This is a genomic window from Deltaproteobacteria bacterium, assembly GCA_018668695.1.
Classification (GTDB): Bacteria; Myxococcota; XYA12-FULL-58-9; order XYA12-FULL-58-9; family JABJBS01; genus JABJBS01.
The window spans coordinates 20,613-37,963 of record JABJBS010000402.1; the positions used below are offsets into that span (position 1 = coordinate 20,613).

General features: G+C 49.7%; 14 protein-coding genes. 7 read left to right on the forward strand and 7 right to left on the reverse strand.

The window, feature by feature from the left end; genetic code table 11:
- Positions 1-706: 706 nt before the first annotated feature.
- Positions 707-1,984, forward strand: a complete 1,278-nt coding sequence (locus HOK28_23875) for a trypsin-like serine protease (protein ID MBT6436148.1) — start codon at positions 707-709, stop codon at positions 1,982-1,984.
- Between the two features lie 72 nt (positions 1,985-2,056).
- On the opposite strand, the gene HOK28_23880 is transcribed toward HOK28_23875, so the two are convergent.
- The 3 genes from HOK28_23880 to HOK28_23890 all read right to left on the reverse strand — a co-directional run bounded on the left by HOK28_23880 (position 2,057) and on the right by HOK28_23890 (position 5,450).
- Entirely contained in the window at positions 2,057-2,947 is an 891-nt protein-coding gene (locus tag HOK28_23880; GenBank protein MBT6436149.1) for a hypothetical protein, read from the reverse strand.
- 158 nt (positions 2,948-3,105) lie between these two features.
- Positions 3,106-3,702 carry a hypothetical protein gene (locus tag HOK28_23885; protein MBT6436150.1) on the reverse strand — a complete coding sequence of 199 codons (597 nt, stop codon included), beginning with the start codon at positions 3,700-3,702 and terminating at the stop codon, positions 3,106-3,108.
- Positions 3,703-3,773: 71 nt separating this feature from the next.
- Positions 3,774-5,450, reverse strand: a complete 1,677-nt coding sequence (locus HOK28_23890) for an AMP-binding protein (GenBank protein ID MBT6436151.1) — start codon at positions 5,448-5,450, stop codon at positions 3,774-3,776.
- A 641-nt stretch (positions 5,451-6,091) separates the two neighbouring features.
- Here HOK28_23890 and HOK28_23895 point away from each other — a divergent pair.
- From HOK28_23895 to HOK28_23905, 3 genes are read left to right on the forward strand one after another with little or no spacing between them, the layout of a single operon-like run.
- Positions 6,092-7,786 carry a DUF1592 domain-containing protein gene (locus tag HOK28_23895; GenBank protein ID MBT6436152.1) on the forward strand — a complete coding sequence of 565 codons (1,695 nt, stop codon included), beginning with the start codon at positions 6,092-6,094 and terminating at the stop codon, positions 7,784-7,786.
- Positions 7,783-9,108 carry a DUF1552 domain-containing protein gene (locus HOK28_23900; GenBank protein MBT6436153.1) on the forward strand — a complete coding sequence of 442 codons (1,326 nt, stop codon included), beginning with the start codon at positions 7,783-7,785 and terminating at the stop codon, positions 9,106-9,108. Before HOK28_23895 ends, HOK28_23900 begins: the two co-directional genes overlap by 4 nt.
- Complete coding sequence (locus HOK28_23905; protein ID MBT6436154.1) at positions 9,105-9,980, forward strand: hypothetical protein; 876 nt, start codon at positions 9,105-9,107, stop codon at positions 9,978-9,980. The genes HOK28_23900 and HOK28_23905 overlap by 4 nt, the downstream gene beginning before the upstream one ends.
- 65 nt (positions 9,981-10,045) lie before the next feature.
- Here the strand turns inward: HOK28_23905 and HOK28_23910 are convergent, their stop codons facing one another.
- Together HOK28_23910 and HOK28_23915 are read right to left on the reverse strand one after the other, a co-directional pair.
- A complete protein-coding gene (locus HOK28_23910) occupies positions 10,046-10,843 on the reverse strand; it encodes a phytanoyl-CoA dioxygenase family protein (protein ID MBT6436155.1) in 798 nt (265 codons plus the stop codon).
- Entirely contained in the window at positions 10,837-11,424 is a 588-nt protein-coding gene (locus HOK28_23915) for an HDIG domain-containing protein (GenBank protein ID MBT6436156.1), read from the reverse strand. Before HOK28_23915 ends, HOK28_23910 begins: the two co-directional genes overlap by 7 nt.
- Before the next feature lie 86 nt (positions 11,425-11,510).
- Between HOK28_23915 and HOK28_23920 the strand changes: the two genes are divergently transcribed.
- Positions 11,511-12,392, forward strand: a complete 882-nt coding sequence (locus HOK28_23920) for a LysR family transcriptional regulator (GenBank protein MBT6436157.1) — start codon at positions 11,511-11,513, stop codon at positions 12,390-12,392.
- Between the two features lie 8 nt (positions 12,393-12,400).
- Here the strand turns inward: HOK28_23920 and HOK28_23925 are convergent, their stop codons facing one another.
- Complete coding sequence (locus HOK28_23925; GenBank protein MBT6436158.1) at positions 12,401-12,901, reverse strand: YchJ family protein; 501 nt, start codon at positions 12,899-12,901, stop codon at positions 12,401-12,403.
- A gap of 639 nt (positions 12,902-13,540) precedes the next feature.
- Between HOK28_23925 and HOK28_23930 the strand changes: the two genes are divergently transcribed.
- Both HOK28_23930 and puuE read left to right on the forward strand, forming a co-directional pair.
- A complete protein-coding gene (locus HOK28_23930; GenBank protein ID MBT6436159.1) occupies positions 13,541-15,334 on the forward strand; it encodes a sigma-70 family RNA polymerase sigma factor in 1,794 nt (597 codons plus the stop codon).
- Between the two features lie 85 nt (positions 15,335-15,419).
- On the forward strand, positions 15,420-16,322 hold the full coding sequence (gene puuE, locus HOK28_23935; GenBank protein ID MBT6436160.1) for an allantoinase PuuE: 903 nt from the start codon (positions 15,420-15,422) through the stop codon (positions 16,320-16,322).
- A 3-nt stretch (positions 16,323-16,325) separates the two neighbouring features.
- On the opposite strand, the gene HOK28_23940 is transcribed toward puuE, so the two are convergent.
- A partial coding sequence (locus HOK28_23940; GenBank protein MBT6436161.1) for a hypothetical protein occupies positions 16,326-17,351 on the reverse strand: 1,026 nt, incomplete at its 5' end.

Below are 17,351 nucleotides of genomic sequence, written 5' to 3' on the forward strand. Positions count from 1 at the left end.
TGAGGCGAGCATGGGCTTCTGAACCCCAAATGAACAATTGATCGATCTGCATGCGACCTATGCAGTGGGCGCATACCAGGGTGATTTGAGAGGCTGAGAATAGATTTGGTGAAAAAGTGACTTGGTATTTAATTCAATAATATTAGACGCTTAGTTCTCCCTTAGGCTTCGTGTTGGAAAGTGCCCGTGAACTCAGAAAACAGCCTGTGCTCGGCTCGATCCTGATGCAATCGGTGGACATTGCACGGAGAGGCATTCGGTTGCCGAGCGCCTTGGAAGCCCGTCCCCTCGAATAGAGGTCTCCAGAAGGGTTGAGGCAAGCGCTCGGGGCTCGCTTCAACCACGGAGCCTGCCCCAAAGATTCCTAAGCCTGTCAGGTTTCCTGAAAAGTGTTGGGAAATTGACGATTTCTCATTTTGGGAGGTGAACATAGACTCTCATGGTGTGAGCAGGCTCACACTTTACTGCAATATGTCACGCCTCGCGCTTAAGAAAGCCGATTTGAAAATGTATCAATGTGAGACATCTCACATTTTCAGTCTTGATTATTTTATATTCTGCCTGACTGAGTTGATCCAATGGTTTTCATTCTATTTGTAATTGATTGGAATGGTTGTCCTTTCTGGTTGCTTCCGGGAACCGAACTTTTGGCACAATCACTGCACCTATTTAGAGGAGCACATAATTCGTCTGGGGGATGAAACCAATGAGCGGTCAACGAGCGGAAGAAATGAAAACGGGGATGAAAACCTTGCTGGTTTCTACGTTAATCATGTGCATCGTTGGTTGTGGATCTGATGAATCATTCGACGTTTCGAACTACTCCAGTGCGCGTAAAGAGTTGGCCATCATTGATGGAGAAACGATTGATGCTGAGAGTCATCCATCGGTTGGAGCGTTGGTGTACCGAGATCATGAAGGCCAGCATTTGTTTTGTACAGGCACTCTGATTGCTGACGATGTTGTTTTAACTGCGGCGCACTGCGCTGAGATGATTCCGAACTTAAGGGCAGAGGGTAAAACGGTTTCGTTTGTTATGACGGGGGATGTTGGTTCTCAGAACAATATGAACGAGTCGCAGTTTAGTAGTTACGAAATACACCCCAACTACATAGCCAATACAATACTTCCGCCCGAACGAATGCCCGCGTGTAATGTGCCAAAAGACGAGGTGGACGAGCGCCTTTGCAGCGATGTTAAAGTTTGCTCAAACCAACCGAGCGTAAATATGGAAATGTGTATTGAAGAACTTTGGTTTGAGTATACGGAGGACTGCCGGCACCTACGGGAGCTAAGTTATATAGCCTGTGAGAATTCATTTTATTTCGCTCTAGGACTCAAGGGTTTAAGTGATGCTGCAGACATCGCCCTTGTTTATCTGGCAGAGAAGATTAGCAATGTAGCCCCATCTCGAGTTTTACAACCCAGGCAGTCCGACCTCTTGAAGGCAGGTACGCCTGTGACCATTGTTGGATTCGGACAACGTTCAGCCACACCTGGTCACGGAGAGTCGGGATATAAAGTGTCGGCGCAGAGCATCATGACAGAAGTTGGCTATGGTGAAATCAAGGTAGGCAGTGACCCATCTCTGCCGCAGCAATGTTTCGGCGACTCAGGTGGTCCGACATTTCTTGAACTTGGGGACAATAGGCCCGTTGTGATTGGCGTGACCAGCCGAGGATACGACTGGGGTGATTGCACGAAGGGTGGGGTGGAAACTCGAACAGACATCTTTTTCGAATGGCTTGATGAGACAATGAGAGAAGCTTGCGTTAGAGGAATTCGCCAGCGCTGTGTTGGCGATGGTACCTTGATTCCTAAATTGGAACTCGCGGTTGACTCCAGCACAGTCCTAAGTGCCGAGACTTTGGAGGGTGGGTGTGCATCGGTACGAGCTTCGCAGAACATGATGCCGGTTTGGGTTGTGTTGTTCTGGGGCCTGGTGCTCAGGATACGCAAGCAATGGCTGCCGGCCGTATTATAGAACGAAAGATCGAGAGTGGAAGAGCTTGGATTAAATACACCGGGCAAAGTATACAGGCTCTTTCACTCTTTTTTAGTCAGCACTGGTGCCCAGGCGGTCCCACCGAAATCCTACATGAACAGCATAGTGGTCAGAAAGACGGTCGCCTTCACTTGTGACAAACTCATCAGCATACCGCCAAGTCAGTGGCGTGAGCTCAACGGTGTCGCTGTTGCGAAATAAGAATCGGTCGATTGACTCTGTACCACATTCAAGAAACTGGCAGGCATCTGTTAACTCATTGGTTGATTGAAAGCCCTCGAGCAGTGGGCCATCTACCGGGTCGTTACGGTGAAGGTTGGTGTCTCCAGCTATGATAACCGCGTTGCCTGCGGAGTTGGCTTGGATGAACTGAGTAAATTCGGCATAGCCTGTTGCGCGGGCTTGAGCATCGTCTTCTCCGCCTCCGGCCTCAGCATGATGGTTATAAATGTCTACAACGATTCCCGGTGCAAAAGTGGTTCGTGCCATCGAGAACCCTTTTTCAGCCAGGCAATCAGCAGCACCGGTGATGGTACCTCCGTCCATCGCGCCGTAACATTCAGTCCACTGCTGCCGCTGCAGGGTGTCGAATGTAAAATGGCTGAAACGGTTAAGACCATCGGCAATTAAGCGGTCATCGGGGTCTTTGGGAGTGGACTGGTAGGGGTGGGTCGTATCACGTTTGAGGTCTCGGTGATAAACAAAGTCTTCCTGCACCAGCACCAAGTCATACGCATTAAGCAGCGGGCTTATCATCGGCATGAATTCTTCGGGGTTGGAATCTGAAATGCCCTGAGGAAGGCCAGCAACATTGTAAGTCAATGCTTCAAAGGTGCCGGATGCTTGAAGTTCCTCAGCGGGGCTTTCGGTGCCACAGCCGGATAGAGTAACAGACAAAGCCGCTAGCATTGAGAACTTCTTGATGTGGCGCGAAAAACGCATGGGAACTCCCTCGGTGGTAATCACAGAGAGTGTTATTGTGTCATCGGGTGGAAATTCAAAAGAGGAATTTCACATGAAGTTGTAAAATGTGCTTACAACTCACCATTTTCCGTAATTGGTTTGAAGAGCTAAGTCCAATAGCCGGATGCGTGAGCCTATTAGCTGATATCGTCTACTGGATCTTTAATCTCAAGCTTAAATTGAAAACCGTCCTGGCCTAAGAGCAGCTTACCCACTTCACTCCAGCTATAGCGGACCCCGTCGATAACAAACGCCGGCATGCCTTCAGGATTTGCATCGCTGGGGTCACAGATGATGCGCCCCTTGAGTGATTTAGATTCTGTAAGCCGTGCTCCTCTTGCGGTTTGATCGACGTGTTTTTGAGCGAGCATTCGATTGGCTCTATCCAAAACTGTTTGGAGTAAATGCAGGGATTCCACGAGCGGATTTTCACAAAGGTATCTAAATTCATAGCCGGCTCTCAAGCCGCCGATGACTTCATAAGCCTCGATTAAAACTCCGGCTGGACATAACCGCGTGAGGAAATGGAAAACGTGTGGATTGCCTTGCCCATCGGTTAGCGTGACCGGGCTGAAGGTGGGAGTTTCAAAAGGAATTCCTGCACCTTCGGCGACTTCTTTATTGAAACAAGTAATACAGGAGTAATATGGACCAGAGGATTGTGATCCAAGATGGACACCTTCTTCATGGGCAGGCATCGCGCGCTGGCATACATCACAGACAGGGTCGCTCAATTTAATTCATAGCTTCCATGCTAAAAGGGGACCGGTTAAGCCGTGGGCTATCTAAACCGGATGTTCCTAAATCAATCTTCCCAGATGACTTTTTGCTTTGAGTCGTACCAGTTTTCCCACTTGGGCTGGTAGAGATCTTCCAAGGTATTACGCTTGATTTTCATGGTCGGTGTCAGGGCACCTGACTCGATGGTCCATTCGCTCTTCGAGACAACAATGAACTCAAGGTTTTCATGGTGATCAACACTCGTGTTTACTTTTTGAAGAAGTGACTGCAACGCAGACTCTACTTCCTTGCGTACCGATGCATCGCCAAGCTTAGGACGAATGTCTTCGGCCAGCTGAACCACTGCGTGGGCCTGTGGATTTCCGGAGCCGCTTACCATCGACAACTCAATTCGGCTGTCGTTGTTGATGATGTTCTCAATGGGGGCGGGTGCGATGTATTTGCCTTTACTCGTCTTAAAGAGCTCTTTCACACGGCCCGTAATTTTAAGGGTACCATTTGCATCAATTTCACCGCGGTCGCCTGTTTTTAAGAATTCATCTTCCGTAAAACATTCAGCGGTAAGCTCTGGCTGCTTGTAGTAGCCGAGCATGATAGATGGACTCTTAACGAGAATTTCACCTTCTTCACTGATGCGCTGTTCGACGCCAGGATATGGGTTGCCAACATAACCAACCTTGGTCTTACCGGGCATAGAGATGTGTGAATATGAGAAGTTCTCACTCATTCCGTAACCCTCGAGGAGTTCAAGGCCGAGGTTCTTGTACCAGGCAATAAGCTCACCCGGAATCGGAGCCGACCCGCTGCCGGCAAACCGAACGTTCTGAAGACCGAGGCCTGTGAGGATTTTCTTCTTGATAACCTTGTTGATGACCGGAATCTTTAGAAGCCACTTGAGACGGTTTTGGGGCATCTTTTGGAATACGCCCAATTGAAACTTCAACCAGAGCCGCGGCACCGAAACAAAGAGGGTGGGTTGTGCTCGTTGTAGGTCACTTACAAATGTATCCAGTGACTCCGCAAAAAATACCTGAAAGCCGCAACGCAGAGTTAGAGACTCAACGAGGAATCGTTCCATGACATGAGCAAGTGGCAAATAGGATAGAATTCTATCCATCGGGCTGCTGTTTAGAACTTTTTCAAGCCCGCGCACGGAAGTAGCCATTGCATTAAAGCTCTGCATAACCCCTTTGGGTTTGCCGGTAGAGCCCGAGGTATAAACTATAATTGCGAGGTCTTTTCCCTCTCGCACCGGGCTGCCTTCGATAGGAGCCTGTTCCTTAATAATGGTGTTCCAAGTTGGGAAATCGTTTTTGGGACTGAGCGGGTAAGATACTTGTAGAAGGCCCTCAGGTACACCAGGCTTCATTTCATTCCAGGTGTCGAGTTTACCAACAAAAAGCATCTTCGCTTCAGAATGCTCGAGAATATATTGCACTGAATCAGCGTTGAGCGTTGGATAGAGTGCAACGGACGTGTGACCGGCCATCCAGATCGCCAAATCTGTCATGATGAATTGCGCACAGTTTTTCGAGAGGACTGCGATATTAGAGCCGGGTTCGAAGCCTTGGGCCTGTATATACGCGGCCATGCGCCGGGCTTCATCGAGAACTCTTGACCAACTCAGTTTGTCGATGTGGTCACCGCCCATGGGTTGGGTGAGGTATGTTGCCTCTGGTGAGGTCTTTTCCCAATGGTATGCACGTTGTAATAATAGGTCGCTGCTGTCGATAGTTGTCATAGGCTTACCGGCTCCTCTTAGGCGTTCTAAATTTATGACGCAGCATACCGTAACACGGCTTCCGAAACCGGTGCGAGCCGCTGGCATCTTGTAAGATTTCACTGATGCTCGATGAAGTCAGCATCGAATAGGTCTTAAGTGGCTAATATTAATAAGAATTTTGAGCTGTCCTCGAAGTCTTGTGTCTGAACGGAAAAAGAAAAATTTCCTCTCAACTGATCGGAAAACTTGTTGAGAAACTTTGGAGGATTCATCTTTCTACCCAGCCGCTAATGTTGCTTTTTTTCGGCCGCTTTGGGGGAATACAGGGCAGTCTCATCGCTAGATTTTTTCGTGGCCAATCGATTAATCAACCGCTGACTTAAATCTTTGATCCGCACTAACCTATTGTAGTTACGACGTAATTTTTAGATGAGTCAGCCCGTTTGGGAACCTGGTTTTGATCTCTTTCTACATTTTATCTAAGTCGAATAAAATTATTAAATCTCAAAATGAGAATAATCCTACCCCGTGGATGATTAATGGTGTTGCCAGATGATTGGTTTGTCCTTGTCAATCTAAGCAACGGTTGTCTAAGGGAAGCGAATAGCGAAGGGCTTACTTGCTTTCGCGGACCTAATATTTAAACGAGGCAACGACTTATGACTAGATTTCGGTTCAGAGCGAAGCCAACACGAGCACCTTGGGTGTTTCTATTGGCATTCATGGCAGCTCACCTGCTCGCATGCGAGGAGAGTGCCGACGGCACTGTGGGATCCATTGAGTTAACTGATTTGGCCCCGGGTTCAGACTATGCACAAGCCCTGCCGGGTGAAGTTGCGATGCGTCGTTTAACGCAAGCTCAGTTTGTTAACAGCGTTACCGATGTTTTTGGCAGTGATGTGGTTGTTCCAAAATTCTCTGAGCCAGACACCAGCTTAGGTGGTCTCTTATCGGTGGGCGCCTCTCAAACTGCTTTTAGCGCTCGCGGCGTTGAGTCGATTGAAGATGCTGCTTACGGTTTGTCAGAGCAAGCATTGGATACGGATGTATTGAAGGCGCGCCTTGTTCCTTGTTCGCCATCGGCAACAGTGGATGATGAGTGCGCTCTGCAAACAATCGAGAGCTTAGGCCGTCTACTTTGGCGACGAAGCTTAACTGATGAGGAGTCGCAAGCTTTGGTCCTCGTTGCGGGGCAATCAGCCGCAGTCCTGGGCGACTTCTACGACGGGCTCGAGTTTGCAATCGCTGGTTTATTGCAGTCTCCCAACTTTTTATACCGAATTGAAGCGGGGATAGATGATGCATCTTCAGTCTCGGGTCGTGCATTCACCGGCACAGACATGGCAGCGCGCCTCAGTTTCTTTTTGTGGAACTCGACGCCGGACCATGAGCTATTGAGCGCCGGCGAAAGTGGCGAGCTTCTAACCCGTGAAGGGCTTTTCGCTCATGCAACCCGTTTACTGGATTCTGACCGAGCACGAGAAGGTGTTCGAAACTTCTTCAGCGAGTTCCTTCAGCTTTACGAATTGGAACACTTGTCTAAGGACCCCACCATCTTTGAGCAGTTCAACGATGAACTCGGTAAAGATGCCGCAGAGGAAACGCTCCAACTTATCGATTATCTGGTTTTTGATTTAGAGGGTGATTACCGTGAACTATTAACCACCCGTGAAACCTTTGTGAATCCGCGACTGGCGGCGATTTACAATATACCGGCTCCAAGTCCAGACGGATTCGCTTATACCCTCATGCCACAGGACGGCCCACGTACAGGGATTTTAGGGCATGTTTCATTTTTGGCAGGTCATGCCCATCAGGTTTCCTCATCGGCGACGCTGCGAGGAAAGGCTGTTCGAACGATTTTACTTTGCCAGAGTATTCCAGCCCCACCAGTGGATGTAGACACTTCTATCCCAGAGCCATCCGGGAACACGCTGACGCTACGTGACAGAGTTGCCGAGCACCTCGAAAACCCTTCGTGCGCGGCATGCCACATTATGACGGATCCTATCGGTCTGGGTCTTGAGAATTTCGACAGTATCGGACGATGGCGTGACACCGACAATGGGGCAAACATTGATGCCTCGGGTGACCTCGACGGAGTTCTTTTCGAGAACCCTGTAGGATTAGGCACGGCAGTGGGTGAGCATCCCAGCTTAGCCAAGTGCCTCGTTCAGCGCATGTCTCGTTATGCGATGGGACGCTTCGAGAGTAATGAAGAGCGCGCGGTTCTTCGCAGCTTACAAGACCGATTTGAGTTTCACGGTTACCGCGTGAAACCACTGATGATGGAAATCATCATGAGCCCTCTTTTTGAAAATGCCGGATCATTGATCGAGGAGGCAGCACGATGAATATTAAACCACTCAATAGACGCACCTTCTTAAAAGGAATGCTAGGCGGCGCCGCGGTTGCCGTTGGCCTGCCTCCGTTGGAAGCATTTATGAACGTGAACGGGACAGCCTATGCCGAAAGTTCCTTCCCGCTTCGCTACGGTTCTTTCTTCTGGGGCAATGGTGTTCAGAGCCCATATTGGGTCCCGTCAGAAGAAGGCGCAGATTGGACTCCAACCCTACAACTCCAACCCTTGGAGTCACTCAAGGCAGACGTTACGATTTTGACGGGTATGGAAGTTAAGCTCTCCAATATTTTAGCGCATGGTACAGGGGCGGCCGGCATCTTTAGCGGCAGTGAGGCCATTGTTCATGATGACGAGAACTGGACGTTTTCAAGCGTGAGCATTGATCAGATTCTCGCTCAACAAATTGGCGGTGATACCCGTTTTCGCTCAGTTGAGCTGGGCGTGGAGCCAGGTGTTAAAGGGCTATCGTTCAACGGCGTCAACTCGCGAAACGCGGCGGAATATTCTCCGGCAGCTCTCTTTGAGCGGCTATTTGGTGCGGAGTTTCGAGCACCCGGTGACGAGCCGATTATCGACCCGAAACTTAGTCTACGACGAAGTGTTTTGGACGCGGTCATGGGAGATGTTGGCCGATTGAAGCAAAAGCTTGGCACGGGTGATCAGTGGCGTCTGGACCAGCACTTAGATGCTGTAAGAGACCTTGAGCTGCGTATTGCTCGAATTGAGGCAGCTCCGCCAAACTTAGCCGCTTGCATGAAGCCAGAAGAGCCTCAGGCGATGCCAGATATCGATGGTAGACCACAAATGAGTGCTCGATCTCGTGCCATGTCTGACCTCGCAACGATGGCTTATGCGTGCGATATGACCCGCGTTCTAAGTTACTGGTACAGTGACCCGCTGAGCAACGCTCTCTATCCGAACACAACAGCAGGGCACCATCAGCTCACACACGATGAGCCCGGTGACATGCCGCAGGTTCAAGGAATTATCTTGAGCATCATGGAAGATTTCCGTTACTTCTTAGACAATCTAAAATCGATTCCTGAAGGTGATGGAACTCTATTGGATAATTGTTTGATTCTGGGATCCTCGGATGTATCAAGTCCACGGACCCATCAGATTGATGAATTCCCACTGGTGTTGGCGGGCAAGGCTGGCGGTAGAATCCAAACAGGATTTCACTACCGTTCGGGAACCAAAGAAAACGCAAGTATGATCCCGTTCTCGGTTCTGAATGCGATGGGTGCACCTGTTTCAGAGTTTGGTGTTGGTGAAGGAAAAGTAACCCAAGGTTTGGGAGTGATTGAAGCATGAAGAAGATTATTGCAATCCTAGGTTTAATTACTTTGTTTGCGTTGCCAGCTTGTGGCGACGGCGTCATGGATTTCTTATTTACCCATGATGGCTATGTTTATGAGAAATCACACGCCAACGTCATGAGAGAGTTCGACTTCTTTGGTGAGGAAGAGTTCGGAATCGCCGACGGCTTTGACCTCGATGGTGAAGTTTCAACAAACCGTGACCAGGCAACTTGTTACTCCCGAGATTACACTTCCCCCGAGGGTGAGACTGGAATTGACAACCAGCTGGCGAAGGTTTGGGGCGATATAGAGCCTCTGGTTGGTGAGGCAGTTCGGGGCCTTATTCAGGGGTCCATCAATGAAGGCCGCTTTCTGATGATGGTGGAATTGACCGGCGTTGACGACTTGGTGAACGATGATGATGTGCAGCTGCATTTATTCCGTGGTCAGCTTAAACCGCTGATTGGAACACGTGGCCTGATATCACCGAATCAGACCTATGACTTCGACCATGAGTTTGCGTCATCAACTGTTAAGAACGTTAAGATTATCGATGGCGTTGTTGAGGCGGGTCCGGTTGAGTTTCAGGTGCCGATCGACATCTTGGAAGTGCAGTTTCCAGTCAACGTTTCTGAAGGACGCATTCGGTTTAAGATCAATGAAGATGGAACCTTTGAGGGTATGGTCGGCGGTTATGTCGATGTGGACTACGTTCTTGGTGTTTTACTCGCAAGCGATGCCAGCCAAGAAGCTGAGCTTGTCCGACCCATCTTTGAAGACAATGCCGATATGAATTTAGTGGATGGCCGTTGCCGAATGTTTTCGAGTGCGTACAAGTTTAAAGGTACCACTGGCTTTGTGGTTCGGTATCCCGGTCTCGACTGAGTCGTTGCGGAGTACGTCTGCTTGTAGACCTGTGGCCCATTTACGGGCTGCCTTAGACCCATCTCTTAATTCGCGATTGGATTCCCTAGGTTATACAGGGATTCTTTTGCGCTGTAATCCACACCATCAACACGCTCGCAAGGCTGCGGAAAGCTTCGACGCTTATCGTCGAAATAGTCGCTGCGCCGTTCTCCCTCTGACTTACGGTTGTAAGTGATGTACATCGCGCGGCGAGATTTACTGCTTGTATTTGAAGGTGAGCGGTGCGGAATGTATGAATTAAAAAATACAATATCACCGGCTTTGGCCTCCAGATTTCGCCAGGGCAGTGAAGCTTCCACGTCTTCTGCGATGGTACCACCGTTGCCTTGTGGCAGAGTATTATAGACATCGACAGGATCTGAGAATTCCATACAACCATTTTCGACCGTGGCATCATCGACCGCTACCATCATGGTGATGTGATATTTTTGACCAAAGGTAATAAAGGCAGGTGCGTCTTGGTGAGCACCAAACCCTGAACCACCGCCGAGTTTTGCGTTGATTTTCTCTTTAAAGAGAACCGCCGGTTCGCCCATGAGCTGTTCCAAGATTGAGAATATTGTTTCGGAGCAGATAAAGTCCCGTAAGTTATGATGGTAGGGAATAAAGTTCTCAACGCGGCATAAGAGTTGTTCGTGAGTCAGGTTAGATTTCTCGTAATACTTCATCCACTTACCGGGAGTGTCGGGCCACGAGAATAAATCTGTGACCCAGTTCTTGAGCTCTTCGACGCTGTGCCGCGGAAGCGGGTTACGCAAAACGAGATAATGGTTCTTTTCCCAAGATGCGATTTCTTCTCCGCTTAGATTGTAATTCAACATGACTGGGCTCCTGTAGATTGCGTGTTGCTTTGAATGTGTTGCTTGAGCATGGGGATATAGCTCTCGAGGTCGGGGACTTCTGCGTCTGGATCTTTGGCCATCTCATCCCACGAGCGAATGGCTAGGAAGTATTTAAAGTCTGGCGATGTTTCGAAGGCGATGGCTTCGTCTTCGCTCATAGGGCCACCTTGAAATTCAAGTGTACCTTTTGAAGCCTCTGAGAGACGCTGGAAATAAGCCGGTTTACGGTGGCAAAGGTAGCGCTTGGCACCAACATGGGCCGCCACAAGATCTGCCATTCTCTTTGAGCACCCATGACGCATAAGAAAGTTTGCACCGATGGTTTCGTGGTCCATCACGCCCAAGCCGTCCATTTGAGGAGCCTCGGGCGCGATAAGATGACCAACATCGTGGAAGAGGGCGGCCAAAACGACCTCGGCGGGTGCTGAGGTTTTTTGCGCCCAATAGGCTGCCTGCAGGGCGTGCTCAAGCTGCGAGATATCCTCTCCAATATACTCAGCATCCACGGAGTCTTGAAGTGGTTGAACCAGGCTTTGAACTGATTGGTCGATTGCTTGCATCATTTTTTCCTCCACTGGGCGCCGAAAAACAGAATACGGGTCATTAATCAATTTAATAAATATTATAGATGGTATAATCTGAGGTTATGAATAGCTCACAACTTCGTTCATTTCATGCAGTTGCGCAGGCGGGTACCTTTACGGCCGCTGCAAAAATGCTTCACATCACTCAGCCTGCCGTCACCACTCAGGTTAAAGCACTGGAATCCCATTACGATGTTGAGCTCTTTCACCGTAGCCATCGAGGTTGTGTACTGACGGAAGCTGGGAAGGCGCTTTTTGAACTGACCGCTCAAATGCAAACCTTGGACGATGAAGCCGCGGTGCTTTTGGCGTCCGCCTCAGGGGAGATACGCGGAACGCTTAATATTTATGCGGATGGCCCATTTCATAGCATCGGTATTCTCACAGAGTTTCATCGCCGGTACCCGGCCGTGAGTATCAGGTTAACCGTCGGGAACAGCCATACTGTTGAACGAGCTCTCCGGCGGTTTGACGCTGATGTCGCTGTTCTGGCTGGAGCTGAATTTGGTTCCGATGTTTTTACGTTGAGCTGTGGCAAGCAACCCGTTGCTCTTTTAGTCCCCACGGCTCATCCCTTCGCCAAGAAAGACTTCATTGAGCTGAAAAAGCTCCACGACCATCCCATGATTCGGCGCGAGACTGGTTCCCGTACTCAAGAAGCGTTTGATAGCGTTTGTAAGGCTCACGGTGTTAACCCCATTTACGTGTTTGAGATGGGGAGTCGTGAGGCGCTCAAGGAGTCTGTGGCAAGTGGCCTAGGCGTGGGAGCTGTGAGTTTACCCGAGACAGGGAACGACAGCCGTGTGAGAGCTATTGAAATACGAGGCGCTGAGATTCAAACTCAAGAACACGTTGTTTGCTTGGCCAGCCGGCGTCAAACCAGGCTGGTTAGAGCGTTTTTGGAGACGTCGGCGCAATACCATGGGCACGTCTTGGAGCTTTAGTTGAGATTTTAACCGCAGCACTTCTTGAATTTTTTACCGCTGCCGCAGGTGCAGGGCTCATTGCGGCCAATTTTTTTCGGACTGGCTACAGTTTTATTCGGAGCACGGTCTACCTCGCCGTCAACATAAACCCAGCGCCCGTTTACTTTCCTAAAAAGACTGTTTTCTCGCATACGACTGGTTTGGTTGCCCGCTTGAAATCGAGCTTCAAACTCCACACGCCCTTCTTCATCGTCGTGCTGGCCGAGCTCGGTAGATAGAATACGAAGACTTTTCCAGTTTACAGTATTACCACCGAAGCTAAGATCTACGGGGACTGTATCAGGATGCCACGTGGCAATGAGATAGGCTGAATTCTCTTGCGTGTAGGCTGTATACCGAGAGCGCATCAACGTTTCTGCGGTAAGAGGAACCTCTCCTCCGCTGATATATGGAGCGCAGCACAGATCGTAGCCATCGCCGGATTGGCATGGGCACGGCTGGTCGGGCATGGTGGTTTTGTCACTCATGACACGGCTCTAGTACAAAATTGGGAGTGCTTACAACTCGGTTGGTGATGATAGAGGCTCGAAAACTGGAGCTTTCCCAAGTGGTTGAAATCCAATTTCCGCAAAAAACACAGCCGGGTGATCGTTTGGCCCAATTCGTCCCGTTAATTAAATAGAATCAATGGACGTGGTGATTAAAACCGCCCATTTGTTACTCCCATGCCCTGAACTAGCCGTTTTAACCAATTTTAAGCTAACTGGTTTTCTGAAAAACAGCAGGAATAGGCTTGTGGGGGCGTCAGCGCAGGTATGCTCCAATGTCCTACATTTAGAAATTTTTCTAGTTTTGGGCGATGTTCGCAATATTGACAATGAACCTAGGTGTGCGAGTCTAACTCGCTCGGACAGTTCTTCTTTAAGTTTTGCCAAAAAGAAGACGAATAAATGTCTCAATACGCTACACCGCAGAGTGATTCTTTCAAGGTGTAAGCATTCAATGAATCGGTAACGATTGATGTATTACGTGGGGCTGCTTGGCAAGCAAAACCACGATGCGCCGCAGTTGCGTCACGTCGGCAATGTCTACGTGAACATACTGTTGACGCCAATGGTGAGGTGCGCGGTTTTAGTCTGCATGTATCACCGAAGGGAGTACTCGCTATGGGGAAGCGAACGATAGTAAAAAGAGAGCTTGGTGACATACCCATGCTCACGTTGGATGATTCAAATGTGTCGAGTTTGCTGGATGAGATCTCAGCCAACCTGGGAAGTAATTCAGATATATTTGGATTGCCGAAACACACCAAAGGCCGTTTAAAGCCGGTCGTGGATATTGCTTCGCCGACCAAGAGTGATTCATTAACCAAAAAGACGAGAGCATCCACTGGCCGTGCGTCTTCGGCTGAGTCCCAAAATGCACCAAAACGAGCGCAGTCGATTGGAGCCAATGAGCGCGACTTGGCGATTGCCAACCGGCGCGATCCGGTTCGTTCATTTTTTAGAATGGCACGTGGGTCGCCAGTATTAGAGCGAGAAGAAGAGCTTTGTTTAGCCCGAAAAATTTCAGAGTCTCGGGAAAACCGCAGTGAGAGTATCTTAGGGTTACCGACCACGGTTCGCCGGCTCGTATCAGTTGCCGCGCAGTTGCAAAATGGACTGCTAAGGCCGGAGGATGTGTTTGAGCAAGCCTCTTCAGGTGCCATGGGTGAGGGCGAGGCTGATACGGACGAAAGCGCGGAAGTACCTTGCGCTGAAGCTGATCCTCGGATTGCTGCATTTAAATCGAAAATACTGGCAGTCGAAAAACGTGCTGAGGCACTGAGAGCCGCATGGAGCAGTGGGAGCGACGGGCGTGAAATCGAAACTGAGCTAGCTCAAGGTCTGATTGCTCTGAACCTCAAACCTGAAATTGTTGACGAGCTTGCGCGTCATATCGAACAGGTCATGGACCGTGTGCGACGTGTCGACCGTGACTACGAAGCTCTCTCCAGCGAGCACCATGTCGATGTTGATAAGCTCAATATAGTTTCTCAGTATGTGGCAGAAGGTAACAACGGCGTTACAAAGGCCAGTCGGCAGCTCGGTTGCAGCCGCGCTACGACACGAGAAGTTGGCCTGCGGGTGGCATCGTGCCAAAAACGTCTGCACGGTATTGAGCAGTCTTGCGGGATGCCGGTTGAGAAGCTGCGTGAGGCTTGGACAGCCATTGTTGGATTTGAACAAGCCATCGAAGTGGACCGCACAACGCTGGTGAAGTCGAACCTAAGGTTGGTTCTCAAGATTGCTGGTCGCTACAAGAATGGCGGTATGCAAATGGCCGACCTTATCCAAGAGGGCAACCTTGGGCTGATGAGAGCCATTGAGAAATTCGACTACAAGCGAGGCTATAAGTTCGCGACTTATGCGGTTTGGTGGATTCGGCAATCTATCAACCGAGCTCTTGCTGATCAGGCACGAACCATCCGAGTCCCTGTTCATATGAACGAGAGTGTCAATCGGCTGAGACAAACTCGGCGGTATCTTGAGCGTGAATTGGGACGTCCTGTAACGTCAGCTGACATTGCGAAGAAGCTTGGGATCCCACTGGAGCGTGTTGAGAAGATTCAAAACGTTGTTAAAGATCCGCTCTCGCTGGATGCACCGGTTGGTGATGAAGGTGACTGTTTTCTCGGTGATTTCGTCTCGAGCGGTGCCAGCGATGATCCAATGCATGAGGTCGAGCATTCCGATTTGTCCGACAAAATTACGGATGTTTTATCCTCACTTTCTCCTCGAGAAGAAACGATAATCCGAATGCGTTTTGGATTGGGTGAAGAGCGTGATTATACGCTTGAGGAAATAGGAGAAGGTCTGGACGTAACCCGTGAGCGGATTCGCCAAATTGAAGCGAAGGCTCTCTCGCGTTTACGTCACCCTATTCGCGCCAAAAATCTAGAGGGTTTTTTAGACGACTAAAGCCCAAGCTTGCTTGAGTTGCTCTCTTTGGCCATAAGTATCTTTCGAGTGGTGACTTACTGCGAGGAGGGGCAATATGGCGAAAATGGGACAAACACGAGATCTCGTAGGTTACGGTGCTAAGCCGCCCAAGCCGCAATGGCCTGGTAAGGCGCGCCTAGCATTACAATTTGTTATTAACTACGAAGAAGGTGGAGAGCACTGTATCCTTGATGGAGACAGTTGTTCGGAATGGCTGCTAAGTGACATAATCGGTGCCAAGCCTTATCCCGACGCACGACATATGAATATGGAGTCTCTCTACGAGTATGGCTCCCGAGCCGGGTTTTGGCGACTCCACAGACTTTTCCAAGAGTATGAATTACCGTGCACTGTGTTTGCGGTGGCACTGGCTCTCCAAAAAAATCCAGATGCGGCCCGAGCGATGGTTGAAGCTGGGTGGGAAGTGGCGAGTCACGGGCTGCGATGGATCGATTACCAAGATATGCCCGAAGATGAGGAGCGCCGTCATATAGCTGAAGCGGTACGGATTCATACTGAAGTGGTCGGGACACGCCCACTTGGACTCTATCAAGGTAAGCCAAGCCCCAATACTCGCCGTTTACTCGTGGAGGAGGGCGGTTTTTCTTATGATGCCGATAGCTATGCGGACGACTTACCCTATTGGACGAAGGTTGAGGAAGAGCAGCACCTCATAGTCCCATACACCCTAGATACCAACGACATGCGATTTGTGACGGCTTCCGGATTTGGGAATGGAGATCAGTTTTTTGCGTACCTCAAGGATGCCTTTGATTGCTTATATGAAGAGGGAGCGAACAGCGCGCGCATGATGTCGGTGGGCTTACATGGACGAATAGTGGGCCGCCCGGGCCGTATTCAGGGGCTGCGCAAATTTATGGAATACGTGAAGAGCTTTGATGATGTGTGGGTGTGTCGACGAATTGATATCGCAGAGCATTGGCGTTCCCATCACGCAGCGAAGTGACGCCTATCCGTTTAAGGTCTCTAAAGCACGCTGAGCAGTTAGCGCCCGGTTGTGGCAATTGAGCAATGTCAGTAGGCTTTGGCTGGTGGTTAGATATTGCCTTTGCTGAGAAAGGCTAACGCCGCGGCAGCGCCCTAAGTCCATCAATGCGAGAGCTTCATCCATTCTCATTTCAAACCGGCGCGAGAGGGCCAAACTCTTTTCAAGGTTTTTTCTAGCCTGACTGTAGTTGTCGTGCAGCAGTTCCCAGTGACCTTCCAGGCGCTTGAGAGCGGGCATGAGGACGAGCCATTGCCGAGCAGTCGTATGGAGGTAGCTTAAGGCTTGTTTGGCTTTTTGCTCATGCTTACTGGCATGGTCTATTTTTCCGTGCTTACTCAATAGAGCTAAATCCATACAAGCTTCAGCCGTAAATACGCGGCTGAACGAGGTGTCGTAATGAGACATCGTATTGTGTTTGAGAAGCTTTCCGGCTTGTTTCACATTGGCCGTCGCCAACGAGATATTGCCTTGGCGAAGCTGTGAGGTGCTTTGAAGCCCTAGGCACAGAATCTCAAGAGACTTGTTGGGTGCAAGCTCTAAGATCTTGGTAGCTTGAATCACGCACTTCTCGGCATCTATATAGTTGCCCAGAGCCAGATGCGTACGCGCCAAACCACACAGGGCGCGGGTTTCGATACCCATGCCTTTGTGACGACGCGCGAACTCGGACAATTGCTGAAACCTATCCTGTGCGTCACTGAACTTACCTTTTAATAGGGATAGGTTAGCACGAGCGTATAAAATCCGGTCGCGTTCCTGCCGGCTACCATGTTTCTTGAGTTGCTTCGAAGCTTGGCTAATGGCCTCTTTGGCTCGGTCCCAATCTCCCTTGCCAATAGCGTGAGAGGCAACCGCTTCAGATAGCTGAATCATCGCAGTCATATTTTTGTGTTTGGTACCGACGGACTTGGCTTGTTCAAAATAGGTGAGTGCTTTTTTGTGATTGTTAGCGGCCCCCATGACTGTACCGGCAATCGTAAGAACTCC